At 68.3% G+C, this 16,903-nt stretch carries 14 protein-coding genes and 1 pseudogene; 8 read left to right on the top strand and 7 right to left on the bottom strand.

From position 1 onward, the window contains the following. Nucleotides 1-7 precede the first annotated feature (7 nt). The 4 genes from MKK75_RS08710 to MKK75_RS08695 form a co-directional block, all read right to left on the bottom strand. Nucleotides 8-406: a nuclear transport factor 2 family protein gene (locus MKK75_RS08710; RefSeq protein ID WP_244042193.1), complete on the bottom strand. Its 399-nt coding sequence runs from the start codon at nucleotides 404-406 to the stop codon at nucleotides 8-10. Between the two features lie 122 nt (nucleotides 407-528). Continuing rightward, nucleotides 529-2,016: a PLP-dependent aminotransferase family protein gene (locus MKK75_RS08705; protein ID WP_244042192.1), complete on the bottom strand. Its 1,488-nt coding sequence runs from the start codon at nucleotides 2,014-2,016 to the stop codon at nucleotides 529-531. A 109-nt stretch (nucleotides 2,017-2,125) separates the two neighbouring features. Continuing rightward, nucleotides 2,126-3,025 carry a bifunctional enoyl-CoA hydratase/phosphate acetyltransferase gene (locus tag MKK75_RS08700; protein ID WP_244042191.1) on the bottom strand — a complete coding sequence of 300 codons (900 nt, stop codon included), beginning with the start codon at nucleotides 3,023-3,025 and terminating at the stop codon, nucleotides 2,126-2,128. A 53-nt stretch (nucleotides 3,026-3,078) separates the two neighbouring features. After that, the gene (locus MKK75_RS08695) at nucleotides 3,079-3,840 is read right to left on the bottom strand and encodes an IclR family transcriptional regulator (protein WP_244042190.1); all 762 of its coding nucleotides are present in this window, start codon (nucleotides 3,838-3,840) and stop codon (nucleotides 3,079-3,081) included. Between the two features lie 211 nt (nucleotides 3,841-4,051). Here MKK75_RS08695 and xsc point away from each other — a divergent pair, with 211 nt between their 5' ends. Further along, nucleotides 4,052-5,830: a sulfoacetaldehyde acetyltransferase gene (gene xsc / locus MKK75_RS08690; protein ID WP_244042189.1), complete on the top strand. Its 1,779-nt coding sequence runs from the start codon at nucleotides 4,052-4,054 to the stop codon at nucleotides 5,828-5,830. A 63-nt stretch (nucleotides 5,831-5,893) separates the two neighbouring features. Here xsc and MKK75_RS08685 read toward each other — a convergent pair whose 3' ends face one another. Both MKK75_RS08685 and MKK75_RS08680 read right to left on the bottom strand, forming a co-directional pair. Further along, nucleotides 5,894-6,148: a hypothetical protein gene (locus MKK75_RS08685; protein ID WP_244042188.1), complete on the bottom strand. Its 255-nt coding sequence runs from the start codon at nucleotides 6,146-6,148 to the stop codon at nucleotides 5,894-5,896. Between the two features lie 76 nt (nucleotides 6,149-6,224). Further along, nucleotides 6,225-7,049: a LysR substrate-binding domain-containing protein gene (locus MKK75_RS08680; RefSeq protein WP_244042187.1), complete on the bottom strand. Its 825-nt coding sequence runs from the start codon at nucleotides 7,047-7,049 to the stop codon at nucleotides 6,225-6,227. A 274-nt stretch (nucleotides 7,050-7,323) separates the two neighbouring features. On the opposite strand from MKK75_RS08680, the gene MKK75_RS08675 reads away from it, so the two are divergent. The 4 genes from MKK75_RS08675 to MKK75_RS08660 all read left to right on the top strand — a co-directional run bounded on the left by MKK75_RS08675 (nucleotide 7,324) and on the right by MKK75_RS08660 (nucleotide 12,184). Continuing rightward, entirely contained in the window at nucleotides 7,324-8,628 is a 1,305-nt protein-coding gene (locus MKK75_RS08675; RefSeq protein WP_244042186.1) for an MFS transporter, read from the top strand. 84 nt (nucleotides 8,629-8,712) lie between these two features. Then, entirely contained in the window at nucleotides 8,713-10,146 is a 1,434-nt protein-coding gene (sauS, locus tag MKK75_RS08670; protein ID WP_313901843.1) for an acylating sulfoacetaldehyde dehydrogenase, read from the top strand. After that, nucleotides 10,143-11,270 (top strand): succinate--CoA ligase subunit beta, encoded by a 1,128-nt coding sequence (locus tag MKK75_RS08665; protein ID WP_244042184.1) that lies wholly within the window; start codon nucleotides 10,143-10,145, stop codon nucleotides 11,268-11,270. The genes sauS and MKK75_RS08665 overlap by 4 nt, the downstream gene beginning before the upstream one ends. Next, nucleotides 11,267-12,184 (top strand): succinate--CoA ligase subunit alpha, encoded by a 918-nt coding sequence (locus tag MKK75_RS08660; RefSeq protein ID WP_244042183.1) that lies wholly within the window; start codon nucleotides 11,267-11,269, stop codon nucleotides 12,182-12,184. Before MKK75_RS08665 ends, MKK75_RS08660 begins: the two co-directional genes overlap by 4 nt. An 8-nt stretch (nucleotides 12,185-12,192) precedes the next feature. Here the strand turns inward: MKK75_RS08660 and MKK75_RS08655 are convergent, their stop codons facing one another. Next, a complete protein-coding gene (locus MKK75_RS08655) occupies nucleotides 12,193-13,209 on the bottom strand; it encodes a histone deacetylase family protein (protein WP_244042182.1) in 1,017 nt (338 codons plus the stop codon). A gap of 141 nt (nucleotides 13,210-13,350) precedes the next feature. Between MKK75_RS08655 and MKK75_RS08650 the strand changes: the two genes are divergently transcribed. The 3 genes and pseudogenes from MKK75_RS08650 to MKK75_RS08640 all read left to right on the top strand — a co-directional run. Continuing rightward, on the top strand, nucleotides 13,351-15,045 hold the full coding sequence (locus tag MKK75_RS08650) for a GMC family oxidoreductase (RefSeq protein WP_244042181.1): 1,695 nt from the start codon (nucleotides 13,351-13,353) through the stop codon (nucleotides 15,043-15,045). A gap of 103 nt (nucleotides 15,046-15,148) precedes the next feature. Continuing rightward, on the top strand, nucleotides 15,149-16,507 hold the full coding sequence (locus tag MKK75_RS08645) for an MFS transporter (protein ID WP_244042180.1): 1,359 nt from the start codon (nucleotides 15,149-15,151) through the stop codon (nucleotides 16,505-16,507). 65 nt (nucleotides 16,508-16,572) lie between these two features. Continuing rightward, nucleotides 16,573-16,903, top strand: a pseudogene (locus tag MKK75_RS08640) (oxidase); the annotation flags it as partial.

Raw genomic sequence — 16,903 nt, 5'->3', positions numbered from 1 at the left:
TCTCCTCTCAAGCTGCCGGGACCGGGCGGTCCTTCCGGAACGCGCTCTTGCGAGCGATCAGGTCGCCCTCGAAGGTGAATAGGTCGACGCCGTCGACCTCGATCCGCCTGCCATCCGGCCTCGTGCCCGTGAACAGCCATTCCGACGTGGCGCGATCCCCCGCGATCGTGTGGTCCGCGACCGCCCACGCGACGTCGGGCATCTCGGTCCAGACGCCGACGAAGGCCGCACGGACGGCGTCCTGGCCGGTGAGCCGGCGCCCGTGCGCTTCGGGCCCGCTGGCGGTGTCGAACACCACGCCGGGGGTGAAGCAGGCCATGACACCGTCCACGTCGTGGCGGTTGAAGGCTGCGAACAAGTGCTCAAGCAGGGTGCGGCGGCCCGCTTCGGTGGTGGCTTCGGTCATCGGTCAGGTCCCTCGCCCGCGGGCATCGGCCCGACGGGTCTAGGCCGGTGGCCGGGCGTTCCGGGAGATCCAGAGGCTCGCGATCGAGGCGTCCAGTTCCTGTTCAGACGCGCGCGGACACGTCACGCGGCCGGGGTGCGTCCGGCAGGCACCACGAGTTCCGCCAGGATGGTGAGGCCCGCCTCGATCCGGTCGGTACGGATCGATGTGAAGCCCAGCCGGAAACAGGCACGCCCGGCCTGCGGATCGGCGAAGAAAATATCGCCCGGCTCGATGAGTACGCCGCGTGCCCGTGCCCGCTCGGTGAGACCTCGCGCGTCGAGCCCCCGCGGTCCCTCGATCCAGAAGCTCGTTGCGCCAGGGTCGCGGCGCCAGCGGAAGCCGGGCAGCAGACGCGGCAGGAGGCTGCCGATGCAGGCGGCGCGTTCCTCCAGGGCGGCGGCGGTGCGGTGCAGGTGCGCGCGGTAATGCCCCAGGGCGATGAACATCGCAGTGGCGCGCTGATTGTTCGAGGGCGGGTGGCGCAGCATCAGCCGCCGGAGCACGCGCAATTCCGCGATGACCGCGCGGGGCGCGACGACGTAGCCGACGCGCAGGCCGGGCGCGAGCACCTTCGAGAAGCTGCCGACATAGATCACCCGCCCGTCCGCATCGAGGCTCTTGAGCGAAGGGATCTCGCCCTCCACCGCGAGGTCGGCTTCGTAGTCGTCCTCGACGATCAGGACGTCGTGGCGCCGGGCCGCGTCGAGCAGCGCGCGGCGCCGCTCCAGCGGCATCACGGCCGTGGTCGGGCAATGGTGCCCCACCGTCACGAAGGCGATGGCGCGCCCGGCGAAGACCGCATCCGGCACCACCCCGTGCCGGTCGATGGTGAGCGGGACAAGGTCGGAGGTCGCGAGCCCGAGCATGTTGCGGGTGTCGGGGTAGCAGGGATCCTCGATCCCGGCGGGGGTCGCGTGCCCGACCAGGAGCTGCGTCAGGAGGGACAGGGCCTGCTGGGAGCCGATGGTGATCATCACCTCGTCGGCCCCCGCGAAGACGCCCCGGCGCGGCAGAACCTGAAGGCGCAGCTGCTCCACGAGGTCGGCATCGTCCTCGTCGATGAGGTCTCCGGCCCAGCCGTTGATCTCAGCGACGCTGGACGCCGCCCGCACGCTCTCGCGCCAGTCGTTGGCCGGGAACAACGATGGGTCGAACTGGCCGAAGACGAACGGATAGGGGTAGCTTAACCAATCGCGGGGCTTCGTAATCTGCGGGAGCTGCGATGGCCGGATGGCGAGGCGGCCCGACCAGTCGAGGGAGGGCTTCGGACGCGGTGGGCTCTCCTCGCGGGCCTTCGTTCCGGGCGCGAGGAAGATACCGCTGCGCTCATGCGAGACGAGGAACCCCTCGTCGATCAATCGCTGATAGGCGGCCACGACGGTGTTGCGCGCCACGCCGAGCAAGCTCGCCAACTGGCGGGAGGAGGGGAGCCGCGCCTCCGGTGTGAGGACCCGCCGCTCGATGGCGACGACGATCGCCCGACGGATCTGTAGGTGAAGCGCCAAGCCGGCGCGATCGAGCGCGCCGAACAATTGCGTCCAGGCGACGGCGTGATCCGTGGCAGCCATGCGATGCCGATCCCAGCGACCCTCCGCGCCGAGGCGATGCACGGACAATGCCGTCGACCTGACGCCGGACCCCTGTGCACCCGGAGCGGGATACGACGAAACCATGGTGTCAGTTCGGCCGGGGCGCGGCGGCGAGGGTGGCGAGGGCGCAGGAGGCGATGCGCGCCTTGACGGAGTCGGCGCGGCTCGTGAGGATGATCGGCACCCTGGCGCCGAGCACCAGCCCCGCGCAGGCAGCGCCGCCGAGATAGACCAGCGACTTGTACAGGGTGTTGCCCGCATCGAGGTTGGGAACGACCAAGATGTCGGGCTCGCCGGCCACGCGCGAGACGATGCCCTTCGTGTGGGCCGAGGTAAGGGACACGGCGTTGTCGAACCCGAGCGGACCGTCAAGGATCGCCCCTGAAATCTGCCCCCGGTCGGCCATCTTGCACAGGGCCGCCGCGTCGATGGTTGAAGGCAGCGCCGGATTCACGGTCTCGACCGCGGCCAGGATGGCGACCTTGGGGTTGGCGTTGCCGAGGTCGTGGGCGAGATCGATCGCGTTGCGGATGATATCGGCCTTCTCCATCAGACCGGGGGCGATGTTGACGACCGCGTCGGTCAGCATCAGGGGCTTGTGGTAGGCGGGGCAATCGAACCAGAACACGTGGCTGGTGCGCCGGCCCATCCGCAGGGGGCTCTCCCGCGCGACGACGGCGCCGAGCAGCTCGTCGGTGTGAAGGGATCCCTTCATGAGCGCGCCGACCGCTCCCTCTCCCGCCAGGGCGACGCCCCGCCGGGCGGCTGCCAGCGGATCCCCCGCCTCCACGATCTCCCGGTCTGACAGATCGAGCCCGGCCTCCGCGGCGATCCGGCGGATCACGGCGGTGGGGCCGATCAGGACCGGATCGATGTAGCCGAGGTCGGCCGCTTCCAGGGCCGCCGCCAGCGCCCCCGTCTCGCAGGGGTAGACGACAGCAACGCGAACGGCCCCGGAAGTCTTGGCCCGATGCGCGAGGTCGTCCATCCTAGGATACGAAGGCGCCACTCGCGGCATGTCCATGGAGATCTCCCAGGGTGTCAGATGAGCGTCGCGGCCAGCGCCGATGCGGCGTTGCGGAGCACGGGCAAGCGATCGGGCGCGTTCTCCCGCCACAGGCGGACGACGGGAGCCTGGAGCGCCAGAGCCGCCATGCAGTCTCTGCCCGCCCGGTCGAAGATCGGCACGGCGATGCAGAACAGGCCGGTCAGAAATTCTTCATCGTCGAGGGCATAGCCCTGCCGCTTGATCTGCTGCAGCTCAGCGTCGAGGGCTGCGGGATCCGTCAGCGTGTTGGCGGTGTGCTTGTCGAGCGGCAGGCTCACGAGCAGGCGCTCCCGCCGGCCCCGGGGCATGAGCGCGAGGAAGAGCTTGCCGCTCGCCGAGCAATGGACCGGCACGCGGGAGCCCTTCTGAAACGCCACCCGCAGGGGCAGGGACGCCTCCACGCGGTCGAGATACATGACTTCACCCCCTTGCAGCAGCGTGAGATTGCACGACTCCCCGAGTTCGCGGACGACCCCCTGCAGGATCTGGTGCCGGCGGATCGAACCGGGATTGTTCGACAGGATGGCGAAGGCCAGCGCCGTGGACCGCGCGGCCAATTCGTAGCGCCGCCCGTCCGGCAGCCGCCGCAGCAGCTCGGCGCCCTCCAGCATCGTCAGCCAGCGGTGCAGCGTCGGCTTCGGAAGGTTGGCGACTTCTGTCAGTTCCGCGAGCGTCGGGGCGTGATCCATGGCGGCGATCGCCTCCAAGAGACCGAAAGCTTTGAGGGCCGGAGAGGATTCGACCGTGTCTTCCATCAAGAAACAACCCTTATTCCAAAAAGTTGAACGACAAAAGCAAAAAAACGAGATTTCTGTTGCGAGCAGACGCCCGCGGGTCCATGAATGACCTGCGAGCGCCTCCCGGATCGAGATGGTTCAAGCGTCACAACCCGCTTGAGGAACATCCGGAGCGGGCGGTCGCGTGGCCCGGCGGGGCCGATGCGGGGAAACACCAAGAGGGTGCGCCATGAGGATGTCCACGGAAGAAGCCTTTGTGAAGGTGCTGCAGATGCACGGCATCGAGCACGCCTTCGGCATCATCGGATCGGCCATGATGCCGGTCTCGGACCTCTTCCCGAAGGCCGGCATCACCTTCTGGGACTGCGCCCACGAGACGAATGCGGGCCTCATCTGCGACGGATACACCCGCGCGACGGGCAAGATGGCCATGGCCATCGCCCAGAACGGCCCGGGCGTCACCGGCTTCGTCACCGCGATGAAGACCGCCTACTGGAATCACACGCCGATGCTTCTGGTCTCGCCGCAGGCGGCCAACAAGACCATCGGCCAGGGCGGTTTCCAGGAAGTGGAACAGCTGAACCTGTTCAAGGACATGGTCTGCTACCAGGAGGAGGTGCGCGATGCCTCCCGCGTCGCCGAGGTCCTGAACCGCGTGATCGAGAAGGCATGGCGCGGCTGCGCCCCGGCGCAGATCAACGTCCCGCGTGATTTCTGGACCCAGGTCATCGACGTGGAGCTTCCGCAGATCGTGCGCCTGGAGCGCCCGGCCGGCGGCCGGCAGGCCATCGCGGACGCGGCCGAGATCCTTTCGGCGGCGACGTTCCCGGTGATCCTCGCGGGCGCCGGCGTGGTGATCGGCGACGCCGTGCAGGAGACGGCGGCGATTGCCGAACGCCTCGATGCGCCGGTGTGCTCCGGCTATCAGCACAACGATTCCTTTCCCGGCAGCCATCCCCTCGCCGTAGGACCACTCGGCTACAACGGCTCGAAGGCCGCCATGGAACTGATCGCCAAGGCCGACGTGGTGCTGGCGCTCGGCACCCGCCTCAACCCGTTCTCGACCCTGCCGGGCTACGGCATCGATTACTGGCCGAAACAGGCCAAGGTCATCCAGGTCGACATCAACCCGGACCGGATCGGCCTGACGAAGCCGATTACGGTCGGTATCTGCGGTGATGCGAGGCAGGTCGCCCGACAACTCCTCGAACAGCTCTCGTCCGAGGCGGGCAATGCCGGCCGCCAGGAGCGCAAGGCGCTGATCCACCAGACGAAGTCCGCCTGGGCGCAGGCCCTGACCTCCCTGGATCACGAGGACGACGATCCGGGCACGACCTGGAACCGGGAGGCCCAAGAGCGAGACAGGGACCGGATGTCGCCCCGTCAGGCATGGCGGGCAATCCAGGCCGGGATGCCCCGGGGCGCGATCATGTCCACCGACATCGGCAACAACTGCGCCATCGGCAACGCCTATCCGAGCTTCGAGCGAAGCCGCAAGTATCTCGCGCCCGGCATGTTCGGCCCCTGCGGCTACGCCTTTCCCTCCATCGTCGGCGCGAAGATCGGCCAGCCCGACACGCCCGTCTTCGGCTTCGCGGGGGACGGTGCCTTCGGCATCTCGATGAACGAGATGACCTCCATCGGCCGCGACGAGTGGCCGCCGATCACCATGGTGATCTTCCGCAATTACCAGTGGGGGGCGGAGAAGCGGAACACGGTGCTCTGGTACGACAACAACTTCGTCGGCACCGAACTCGACCCGAAGCTCAGCTACGCGAAAATCGCCGAGGGCTGCGGCTTCAAGGGCGTCCGGGTGGACAACACCCGCGACCTGACCCAGGCCATCCAGCAGGCGGGCGAGGATCAGTCGCGCGGGGTCACCACCTTCATCGAAGTGATCCTGAACCAGGAACTCGGCGAGCCCTTCCGCCGGGATGCGATGAAGAAGCCTGTCCCGATTGCGGGCATCGAGAAGTCGGACATGCGCCCTCAGCGGCCGCCGGCCTGATCCCGTCGGGACTATCGGCCGCGCGGGGGATCGCTTCCGTGCGGCTTTCTCTTCGCCGGCCGCTCAGTTCCCGGGAAACAGAATCGCCTCGTTGCGCTCGTTCCGAGCGATCTCGAGCATATGCCACTTGAGGCCTGAGACCACCCGTGTTGCGGCGATACCCGTGCTGACGGGAAGCACCGGGCGCGCCGCGGCATGGATGTTGGCGATCATCACCATGGCGTAGAGCGCGGCGAGGATCGGGAGGATGTCGCGCGCGCGTTCGAGATGGTTCATGACAGCAGCAGAAGTGGTTAAGTCGCCGAAACGACCTACCATCTTGTCTGCTGCACCGCAAAAACAATTGCGTCGCGCCGCCGCATTGCCGGGTTGCTTCCGGAGCAGGCGGGGGCGATCATCCCCCCATAGTACCGAGTTCCGACAGGATATACTCCGCCAGATGTTCAGCGGCCGATGAGACGTCACTCGATTTGCGCTGCAACACGATCCGGAGTGCCGGAAGGTCCGGCAATCCGCTCGCGGTGGTGAGGCGGCAGATCGCCCCGTCCACAGCGCACAGGGGAAAGACCGAGACGGCGAGCCCCGCATGGACCGCCGCCTGCAGCCCGGCGATGCTGTCGCTCACCGCCGTGATCGTCCAGCTTCGCCCGACCTGTTCCAGGGCGTCGAGGGCGCATTGGCGGTAGAGGCTGCCGGACGGCAGGAGCGCCAGCGGCAGGGGCGCCCGCAGATCGAGATCGAAGTCGCGCGCCGCGACCCAGACCAGGGGCTCCTCCCGCACGATGACGCCGCCCTCTTGGTCCGGCTGCTTGGTCATCAGGGCAAGATCGATCTCCTCACGAACGAGGGCGGCGCGGAGCTGGATACTGCGCAAGCAGCGCAACTCGATCTCGACCTGGGGATAGACCCGCGCGAAGCCGGCGAGCACTGAGGGCAGCAGGAAGGCCGCGTAGAGATCCGGCACGCCGAGCCGCACCCGGCCGGAGACGTCAGGGCCGCCGAAGCGATCGCGGATCTCGTCGTTGAGACTCAGAAGCTTGCGGGCATAGGCGAGAAGAACCTCGCCGTCGCGGGTCAGCGCCCCGTGGCGCCGCTCGCCGTCGAAGAGAGGGCGCCCGACGGCCCGCTCGAGCCGGTGCATCTGGTGCGTGATCGCCGGCTGGGTCCGTCCGACCTGCTTCCCGGCCAGCGTAATGCTCCCGGTATCGTGAACCGCCACGAAGGTTCTCAGCAGGGGTATCTCAAAATCCGGAATCATATCGATCAATTTTTTGAATGATCGGGATGAAGAGAATAGATTTCTCCTGACATCACGCAATGGCTAGCGTGCCGTCATCGGACCGTGAGGGACCGAAAAATCGGGCTTCAGACCCGACACCCCTCGCGCCGGTCACGGTGGAAACGTAGGAAGGACGCCGGGTTCTCGTGACCCGCACGCCGTCGCATGCGGACGAGTCGAGGACGCCCAGGCGCCCCCTTTTCAGGAGGGCGGAATGCTACGGCTCGTACGCTTCAAGGCGACGGACAGGGTCCTGTTCGTCATCTGCCTGATGTACCTGATCACCTACATCGATCGGGTGAATATCGGCACAGCCGCCCCGGCCATGCAGAAAGACCTGGGCCTGACCAATGTCGAACTCGGTCTCGCCTTCTCTGCCTTCGCCTATCCATACGCCTTCTTCCAGATCGCCGGCGGCTGGCTCGGCGACCGGCTGGGGCCGCGCAAGACGCTCCTGATCTGCGGGACGATCTGGTCCCTCGCCACGGTGATGATCGGCTTCGTGGAGGGGGCGATGTCCCTCGTCGCGGCCCGCTTCCTGCTCGGCATCGGCGAGGGCTCCGCCTTCCCGACGGCGACCCGCGCGCTCGCGAACTGGATGGCCGCCGACCGGCGCGGCTTCGCGCAAGGCATCACCCATGCCGCCGCCCGGCTCGGCAACGCGCTGACGCCGCCGCTCATCGCGCTCATGATCGTGGCGCTCTCCTGGCGCGACAGCTTCATCATCGTCGGCCTTGTCAGCTTCGCCTGGGTCGGCCTGTGGTGGTTCTACTTCCGCGACGATCCCCGCGAGCATAAGGGCGTCACGGAAGAGGAGATCGCCGTCCTGCCGCCGGTGAAGATCGCGGGCGAGCGCAGGGCGGTGCCGTGGGGCCGGCTGCTCCGTCGGATGCTGCCGGTGACGCTCACCGACTTCTGCTACGGCTGGACGCTCTGGCTGTTCCTGAACTGGATCCCCTCGTACTTCCTCCACCAGCACCATCTCGACATCAAGAAATCCGCGATTTTCGCCTCGGGCGTGTTCTTCGCGGGCGTCGTCGGGGACACGGTGGGCGGCATCGTCAGCGACCGGATCCTGCGGCGCACGGGAGACGTGGCGCGAGCCCGCGTCAGCGTCATCGTGGTCGGCTTCCTCGGGGCCTTCGCGTTCATGCTGCCGGTGCTGTTCACGACCGACCTCCTGACCATCACCCTGTGCCTCTCCGGAGCGTTTTTTTTCGCCGAGCTGATCGTCGCGCCGATCTGGGCGGTGCCGATGGATATCGCGCCCCAGTATTCGGGCACGGCCTCGGGCTTCATGAACTTCGGCTTCGGCCTCGCGGGGATGATCTCCCCGGTGGTGTTCGGGCTGATCATCGACATGACCGGTCGATGGGACCTCCCGTTCGTGGCCTCCCTCGGACTGCTGCTCGTCGGCGCCGGCCTCGCCCTGCGGATGCGGCCCAACGAGCCCTTCGTGGACACGCACCGGGACGATCGCGTCCTCAGCCGTCCCGTCCCGGTCAGGCCGACTGCCTGACCGGATCCGGCCCCTGGCCGTCCCCCCGCCACCCGCAATGCCCTCGCCAACTCGAAGGAGCGCGCCATGTCGCCTGCCGCCGTCATGCCCCTCGCCCAGCCGGACGATCCGGCCACCCACGGACCCGTCGCCGCCGTGATGGAGCGGGCGCGCGCCGCCCAGCGCCGCTTCGCCGGGGTGGACCAAGATCGCGCCGACGCCGCGGTGCGGGCCCTCGCCTGGGCCCTGTACAAGCCCGAACACGCCCGGGAGATCGCCGAACTGGCCGTGGCCGATACCGGCCTGGGCAACGTCGCGGACAAGGTCGTCAAGAAGCAACGCAAGACGTTCGGCACCCTGCGCGACCTGCTCCGCGGCAGGTCGGTCGGCGTCATCGAGCACGACGTCGCCCGGGGCCTCGTGAAATACGCAAAGCCCATGGGGGTGATTGGGGCGGTGACGCCCTCGACCAATCCCGGCGCCACGCCGGTCAACAAGGCGATGATGGCGATCAAGGGCCGCAACGCCATCGTCATCGCGCCCTCGCCGCTGGGCTACCGCACCACCGCCCGCGTGGTGGATCTGATGCGCGCCGAGCTTGAGACCATCGGCCTGCCCGCCGACCTCGTGCAGATCCTGCCCGCGCCGGTCACGAAGGACTCGACGGAGGCATTGATGCGCGCCTGCGACCTCGTTGCGGTCACGGGTTCTCAGGACAATGTCCGCCGGGCCTATTCCAGCGGCACGCCGGCCATCGGCGTCGGCGCCGGCAACGTTCCGGTGATGATCGACGAGACCGCCGACCTCGACGCCGCCGCCGCGCGGATTCGCGACTCGAAGATCTTCGACAATTCCACCTCCTGCTCCTCGGAGAACGCGGTGGTGATCGTCGACGCGGTGTATGACCGAGCCATCGCCGCCCTCGAGCGGGCTGGGGCCTACCTCTGCACGGCAAACGAGAAGCAGCGCATCGCCGATCGGCTTTGGCTGCGCGGCAAGCTCAACCGCGATCTCATCGCCCGCGACGCCGACGTGCTCGCCCGAGCCTTCGAGCTCCCGGAGAAGGCGGGCGGCGCGCAGTACTTCCTCGTGGAGGAAGAAGGGATCGGGCGCGGGGCGCCGTTCTCCGGCGAGAAGCTCGCCCTTGTCCTCACGGTGTACCGGGCGAAAGACTTCGCCGAGGCGAAGACGAAGATCGCCGCGATCCTCGACCACCAGGGCAAGGGCCATTCCTGCGGCATCCACACCACCGACATGGCCCGCGCCCGTGAGCTGGCCGAAGATCTCGACGTGGTCCGGGTGCTGGTAAATTTCGCCCACACCTTCGGCAATGGCGGCGGATTCAATTCCGGCCTCGGTTTCACCCTGAGCATGGGCTGCGGTTCCTGGCAGAAGAACAGCATCTCCGAGAACCTGAGCTACCGACACTTCCTCAACATCACCCACCTCGTCACCCCGATCCCCGAGGACAAGCCGAGCGAGGCAGACCTGTTCGGGCCGCACTGGGATCGGATCGGATACCGGGAGGACGCGCGATGAACTTCCTCGAACACGTCGCCAAGGCCCGCGTCCTCGCGCCAGCCGGCATCCCGGTGCCGCGAGCGATCCATTGCGTGAGCGCGGAGGACGCGGCGGTCGCCGCCGCCGAACTCGGCCCCTGCATGGTCAAGGCGCAGGTGCCGACCGGCAAGCGCGGCAAAGCGGGCGGCATCCGCGCCGCCAGGACGCCCGACGAGGCGCGCGAGGTGGCGGGCGCCATTCTCGGGATGGTGATCGATGGGCATCGCGTCGAGTCGGTGCTTCTGGAGGAGCGCGCTTCCATCGCCCGGGAGTTCTACGCGGCGATCCTCACCGACCCGGTGAGCCGGACGCCCCTCGTGCTGTTCTCGACCGAGGGCGGCATGGACGTCGAGGAGGTCGCGGCCACAAGGCCCGACGCGCTCCGCCGTCACCGGGTCGATCTCGACCGGGGCTTCGACGCGCGGGCAGCCCGCGCGCTTCTGGATGGGCTCGACCTCGGCCCGGCGCGGGAACGGATCGAGGCGATCCTGCCGGCCCTCTACCGGGTCGGCGGCAGCGTCGATGCGGAACTGATCGAGATCAACCCGCTGGCCCTGCTGGAGGACGGCCGCGTCGTCGCCCTCGACTGCAAGCTCACCCTCGACGATTCGGCGGCATTCCGGAACCCGGATCTCGCCGCCGAAGCTTCGCCGGAGCCGATGACTGACCTCGAACGGGAGGGCGCGGCACAGGGACTGAAGTTCATCCAGCTCGACGGCAATGTCGGCGTGCTGGCGAACGGCGCCGGACTCACCATGACGACGATGGATGTCATCGGCCATTGCGGCGGCCGCCCGGCGAACTTTCTGGAGATCGGCGGCGAAGCCTACACCAAATCCGAGGCCGCGCTGAAGCTCGTCCTCGCCAATCCCGGCGTGAAAAGCCTTGTCGTCAACTTCTGCGGAGCATTCGCCCGCACCGACGTGATGGCCGAGGGCGTCGTCACGGCCTGGAAGCGCCTCGATCCCGATGTCCCGGTCTTCTTCTCGATCCACGGCACCGGCGAGGATGAGGCCGTCCGCCTCGTGCGCGAGGGCCTTGGGGTCGAGCCCTACGACTTGATGGAGGACGCGGTGCAGGCCGCGGTGGAGGCAGCCCGATGACGATCTATCGCCAGAATGCACGCGTCCTTGTCCAGGGACTGACCGGCAAGCAGGGGAGCTTCTGGACGGAGAAGATGCTCGGCTGCGGGACGCAGGTCGTGGCCGGCGTCAACCCGAAGCGGGCGGGCGAGGCGCATCTCGGCCTGCCGGTCTACGCCACGGCGCGGGAGGCCATGGTGGGGACGCCGTTCGACTGGGCGGTGATGTTCATCCCGCCCGCGGCGGCCAAGGCGGCGGCCATCGATGCCATCGAAGCGGGGACGAAGACCCTCGTGGTGTTGACCGAGCACATCCCCATGCGGGACGTGCTCGCCATCCATCATGCGGCGCGGGCCCACGGCACGCGGATCGTCGGCCCGAACACCGCCGGGGTGGTGACCCCCGGCGAGGGTTTCGTCGGGATCATGCCGGGGCACAACCCGAATATCTTCCAGCCCGGCGAGATCGGCGTGATCTCCCGAAGCGGCAGCCTTGGGACGCTGGTTTGCCTGAACCTGACGCGGTCGGGCTACGGCCAGTCGGCCTTCCTCGGCATCGGCGGCGACCCCATGATCGGCACCACGACCCGCGACGCCCTGATGGTCCTCGATCAGGACGCGCACACCCGCGCGGTGGTCCTCGTCGGCGAGATCGGCGGGGCGATGGAGGAGGAGGCGGCCGAATACGCCGCCGGAATGAGCAAGCCGGTCGTATCGTTCATCGCCGGCCGGGCCTCGCCGCCCGGCAAGACGATGGGTCATGCCGGCGCCATCGTCTCCGGGGATCGCGGCAGCTACGCGGGCAAGCGCGCGGCCCTGGAGGCGGCGGGCATCGCCGTCGCTGACACGCCGAACGAACTCCCGGACCTGCTCCACAGCGCCCTGGGGCAACCGGCGCCGCGGGCGGCAGGACTCGCGCTCCACACGGGGGCGTGAAGGCCCGTCTATCGGAACCCGTCGAGGAATGCGGCAAGGTTGCGCGGGAGGGCGGGGCACAGGTAGCCGCCCTCCTGCACGAGGGCGGTGGGCAGCCCCGCTTCCGCGATCAGCCCAGCGGCCTCACGGAAACCCGCCGTCGTGACTCTGAGCGCCCCGATCGGGTCGTCCTCCGATGCGTCGAGCCCCAGGGCCACCACGAGGGCCGCCGGCCGAGACGCGGCGATGGCCGAAAGCCCCTCGCGGATCGCCGCGAGCCACACCGCATCCCCCGATCCCTGCGCCAGCGGCAGGTTGCGGTTGAAGCCCTCGCCCGGTCCCACGCCCGTCTCGTCGGCATAGCCCGCGAAGTAGGGGAAGTAATCGGCCGGGTCTGCATGGATCGAGACGGTGAGCACGTCGCTCCGCGCGTAGAAGAGGCCCTGCGTGCCGTTGCCGTGGTGGACGTCGATGTCGAGGATCGCGACCCGGCCGCCGGTCGCGGCGCGCAGCCGTTCGGCGGCGATAGCGCTGTTGTTGAGGTAGCAGAAGCCGCCGGCCGAATCGGCATAGGCATGATGCCCCGGCGGCCGGCACAGGGCGTAGGTGGGAGAGCCCCGCAGGGCGGCGTCGGCGGCGGCGATCGCCGCCTGGGCCGAGCCGTAGACCGCCGCCCAGGTCCCCGCCCGGACCGGCGTTGACGTGTCGGCGGTGTAGAGGCCGATCAACCCGAGCAGCCCCTCCGGGCGGCGATGCATCTGCGGCCGGGCGAAATGGCCCGTGAGAATCTCGTCCGCGATGCCGGGCAATGCGCTTCGGCGCTCCCAGACGTCGCGCAGGAACGTGACGTAGCCCGCGTCGTGGACGGCGAGGATCGGATCAAGCCCCGCATCGCCGGCCTCATGCAGGGCGTGCCCCCCGTCCCGTGCCGCCTCCAGCAGGAGGAGATAGCGCTCCGCCCGCTCGGGATGCTCGACGATCGCGCCCCGCCGGAAGTAGCGATCGGGATCGTGGCGCCGGCTGTCGCCGTGGTGGAAGATCTGCATCGCTCCGCTCCTTGTCCGTCTGTGTCGACCGAGCCCGTCTTGCCGAAATCACGGCCAACACCTTGACACATGCCCGACATTCTCATCAAATCGAACGTAACGTACCGTTTTTCGAGACAAACCCTCGGGGCGGAGAGAATCTTGAGGAAACGCATTCAGTCCGTAGGCGCGCCGGAGCGTGTCCAGTCCGACTATGTCGTGGTCGGCGGCGGCACGGCGGGCTGCGTGCTCGCCAATCGCCTCTCGGCGGACGGGCGCCACAGTGTCGTGCTGCTGGAAGCCGGCCCGCGCGACTCGTCGCCCTGGATTCACCTTCCCATCGGTTACGGGAAGACGATGGTCCACAAGACCCTGAACTGGGGCTTCTCGACCGAGCCGGAGCCGTCGATGAACGGCCGGGCGATCTACTGGCCACGCGGCCGCACCCTCGGTGGCTCGAGCTCGATCAATGGGTTGATCTTCGTTCGCGGGCAGGCTGCGGATTACGACCATTGGGCCGAGCTCGGGAACGCGGGCTGGTCTTGGCGCGACGTGCTGCCGTACTTCATCCGCAGCGAGCACAACACCCGGGGCGCCAGCGCGACCCATGGGGGCGACGGCCCGCTCTGGTGCTCCGACATCCGCCACAAGCACGAGCTGATCGAGCGGATCATCGAGGCCGGTGGAGAGCTCGGCGTCCGCCGCACGGGCGACTTCAACGGCGGCGATCAGGAGGGCGTGGGGTACTATCAGCTCTTCACCCGCAACGGCCTGCGCTGCAGCACGGCGGTGGCCTATCTGCGCCCGGCTGAGAAACGCCCGAACCTGCGCGTCGAGACCGACGCCCACGCGACCGGCCTGATCCTGGAGGGCAAGCGCGCGGTCGGCGTGCGGATTCGCCAGCACGGGCGCGAGATCGAGGTCCGGGCCGCGCGGGAGGTGATCCTCGCGGCGGGCGCCCTGCAGAGCCCTCAGCTGCTCCTGCTATCCGGCATCGGTCCGGCGGCGGCCCTCCAACCGCACGGCATCCCGGTGCGGCACGACCTGCCCGGCGTCGGCGAGAACCTGCAGGACCACCTGCAGATCCGCCTGATCTACCGGCTCACCAAGCCGATCACCACGAACGACGACCTGCGCAACATCGTCGGCAAGACGCGGATCGGCCTGCGCTGGCTGTTGACCCGCAGCGGCCCCCTCGCCGTTGGGATCAACCAGGGCGGCCTGTTCACCCGCGTCATGCCCGGACCGGGCACGCCTGACATCCAGTTCCACTTCGCCACCCTCTCGGCGGACATGGCGGGCGGGCAACCGCATCCCTGGTCCGGCTGCACCTTCTCCGTCTGCCAGTTGCGGCCGGAATCCCGTGGCACCCTCACCCTGCGCAGCGCCGACCCGCTCGCGGCGCCGGTCATGCGCGCGAACTACCTCGCCACCGAGACCGACCGGCGATGCACCGTCGAGGGCATCAAATTCGCCCGGCGGCTTGCCGGGACGCAGGCCCTGCGCCCGCTCATCCGCTCCGAGGAGAAACCGGGGCCCGGGGTGACGGACGATGCCGGGCTGCTCGATTTCGCCCGGAACGTCGGGGCGACGATCTTCCACCCCTCCGGCACCTGCAAGATGGGCACGGACGCCGCGGCGGTGGTCGATCCCGCCCTGCGGGTCCGAGGCATGGAGGGTCTGCGCGTGGTCGATTGCTCGATCATGCCGACGCTGATCTCCGGCAATACCAGCGCCCCCGTGGTGATGATTGCCGAGAAGGCCTCCGATCTGATCCTTGCCGAGGCGCGGGAGGCGGTGCAGGTGCGCACCGCCTCCCCGCGGGGGGTGCCCGCGCCGGAGCCGGCGCACGCCTGAGTGAATGGGGACCAAGACTTCAGCGGACGCCCAACGAGGCGTCCGTGATGTGAGGAAATCGCCGCACCAACCCGCAACACAGAACCGACGGGAGGAGGGTCAGATGTCGTATCCAGAGCGGGAGCCGGCACAGCCGGCCAGGGGAACGATCGGTCGGGTCGTGGCAGCCTCGCTCATCGGAGCGACGATCGAGTGGTACGATTTCTTCCTGTACGGGGTCGTGGCCGGCATCGTCTTCAACAAGCTTTTCTTTCCCGTCAGCGATCCGCTCATCTCGACGCTCCTGGCCTACGCGACCTTCGCGGTGGGCTTCATCGCTCGGCCGCTGGGGGGCGTGATCTTCGGGCATTTCGGCGACAAGGTCGGCCGCAAGAGCATGCTCGTCATCACCCTGATGCTGATGGGAGTGGCCACCTTCCTCATCGGTCTCGCGCCGACCTATGCTCAGATCGGCATCGCCGCGCCGATCCTGCTGCTGCTGCTGCGGGTGGTACAGGGCATCGGCCTCGGCGGCGAGTGGGGCGGCGCGGTGCTGATGGCGTTCGAGTACGCGCCGGAGGACAAGCGCGGCTTCTATGCCAGCATCCCGCAGATCGGCCTGTCGCTCGGCCTGTGCCTTGCCTCGGGCGTCGTCGCCATCTTGTCCTACAGCCTGAACGAGGAGCAGTTCCTCGCGTATGGCTGGAGGATCGCCTTCCTGCTCAGCGTCATGCTCGTGGCGGTCGGCGCCTATATCCGCCTGAACGTGATGGAGACGCCTGAATTCGCCAAGGTCAAGCGGACCAACCGCGAGGCAGACATCCCGTTCGTGTCGATGATCCGGGGCTATCCGTCCGAGATCATGGCCGGCATGGGCGCGCGCATGGTCGATGGCGTGGTGTTCAACATCTTCGCCGTCTTCGCCATTGGCTACCTGACACAGACCCTGAAGGTGCCGCGCACCGAGGCCTTGCTGGGGATCACCGCCGCGGCGGTGGTGATGTGCGCCACGATCCCCTTCTTCGGCTGGCTCTCCGACCGCCTCGGCCGCACACGGGTCTATGCCTGGGGTTCGGTGATCGCGGGGCTCGCGGCCTTTCCAGCCTTCTGGGTATTCGTATCCTATCCCGACAGTATCCGCGCGATCTGGTTCGCGATCATCATCCCGTTCGGGATCCTCTACGCGGCGGTCTACGGCCCCGAAGCGGCCTTGTTCTCGGAATTGTTCTCGGCCAGGGTGCGGTACACGGGCATCTCATTCGTCTACCAATTCTCCGGTATCTTCGCGAGCGGCCTCACGCCGATCATCGCGACGGCGCTGCTGGAATATTCGGGCGCGAACAATCCCTGGCTCGTCTGCGGATACTGCGCCCTCTCCGGCTTGGTCAGCGCCGCCTCCGCGATCTGGATCGGCCGGATCCATCGCCGACGTCTGCTTCAGGACTCGCTGGGCCGGACGGCAGGCTACCCGCAGGTCGCGTGACGGGACACCCGCGGATTGAACCGGGCGACCGGGCGACCCGGCTCCCCGTTCGAGAGGAGAGCATGATGGCTTCTGTACCCAAGCGGCGCGACATCCTGGCGGGCGGCGGACTGGCTTTGACGGCGGCGGCTCTCGGCCTGCGTTCGGCCCGGGCCGCCGAGGATGTGGTGCTGCCGTTTGGCAACGGGGCGCGTCGGCTGGTGGCCTATCCGGGCAAGCGCCCGCTCCTACAGATGACCGCGCGCCCGCCGCAGCTGGAGACGCCGTTTGGGGTGTTCGACGAGGGCGCGATCACGCCCAACGACGCGTTCTTCGTCCGCTACCACCTCGCCGACATCCCCACCGCGATCGACCCGCAGACGTTCCGGGTCGCGGTGACGGGCCATGTCGAGCGGC

The organism is Methylobacterium sp. J-030 (assembly GCF_022829545.1).
Classification (GTDB): Bacteria; Pseudomonadota; Alphaproteobacteria; order Rhizobiales; family Beijerinckiaceae; genus Methylobacterium.
This window is presented reverse-complemented; position numbering and strand designations above follow the sequence as displayed.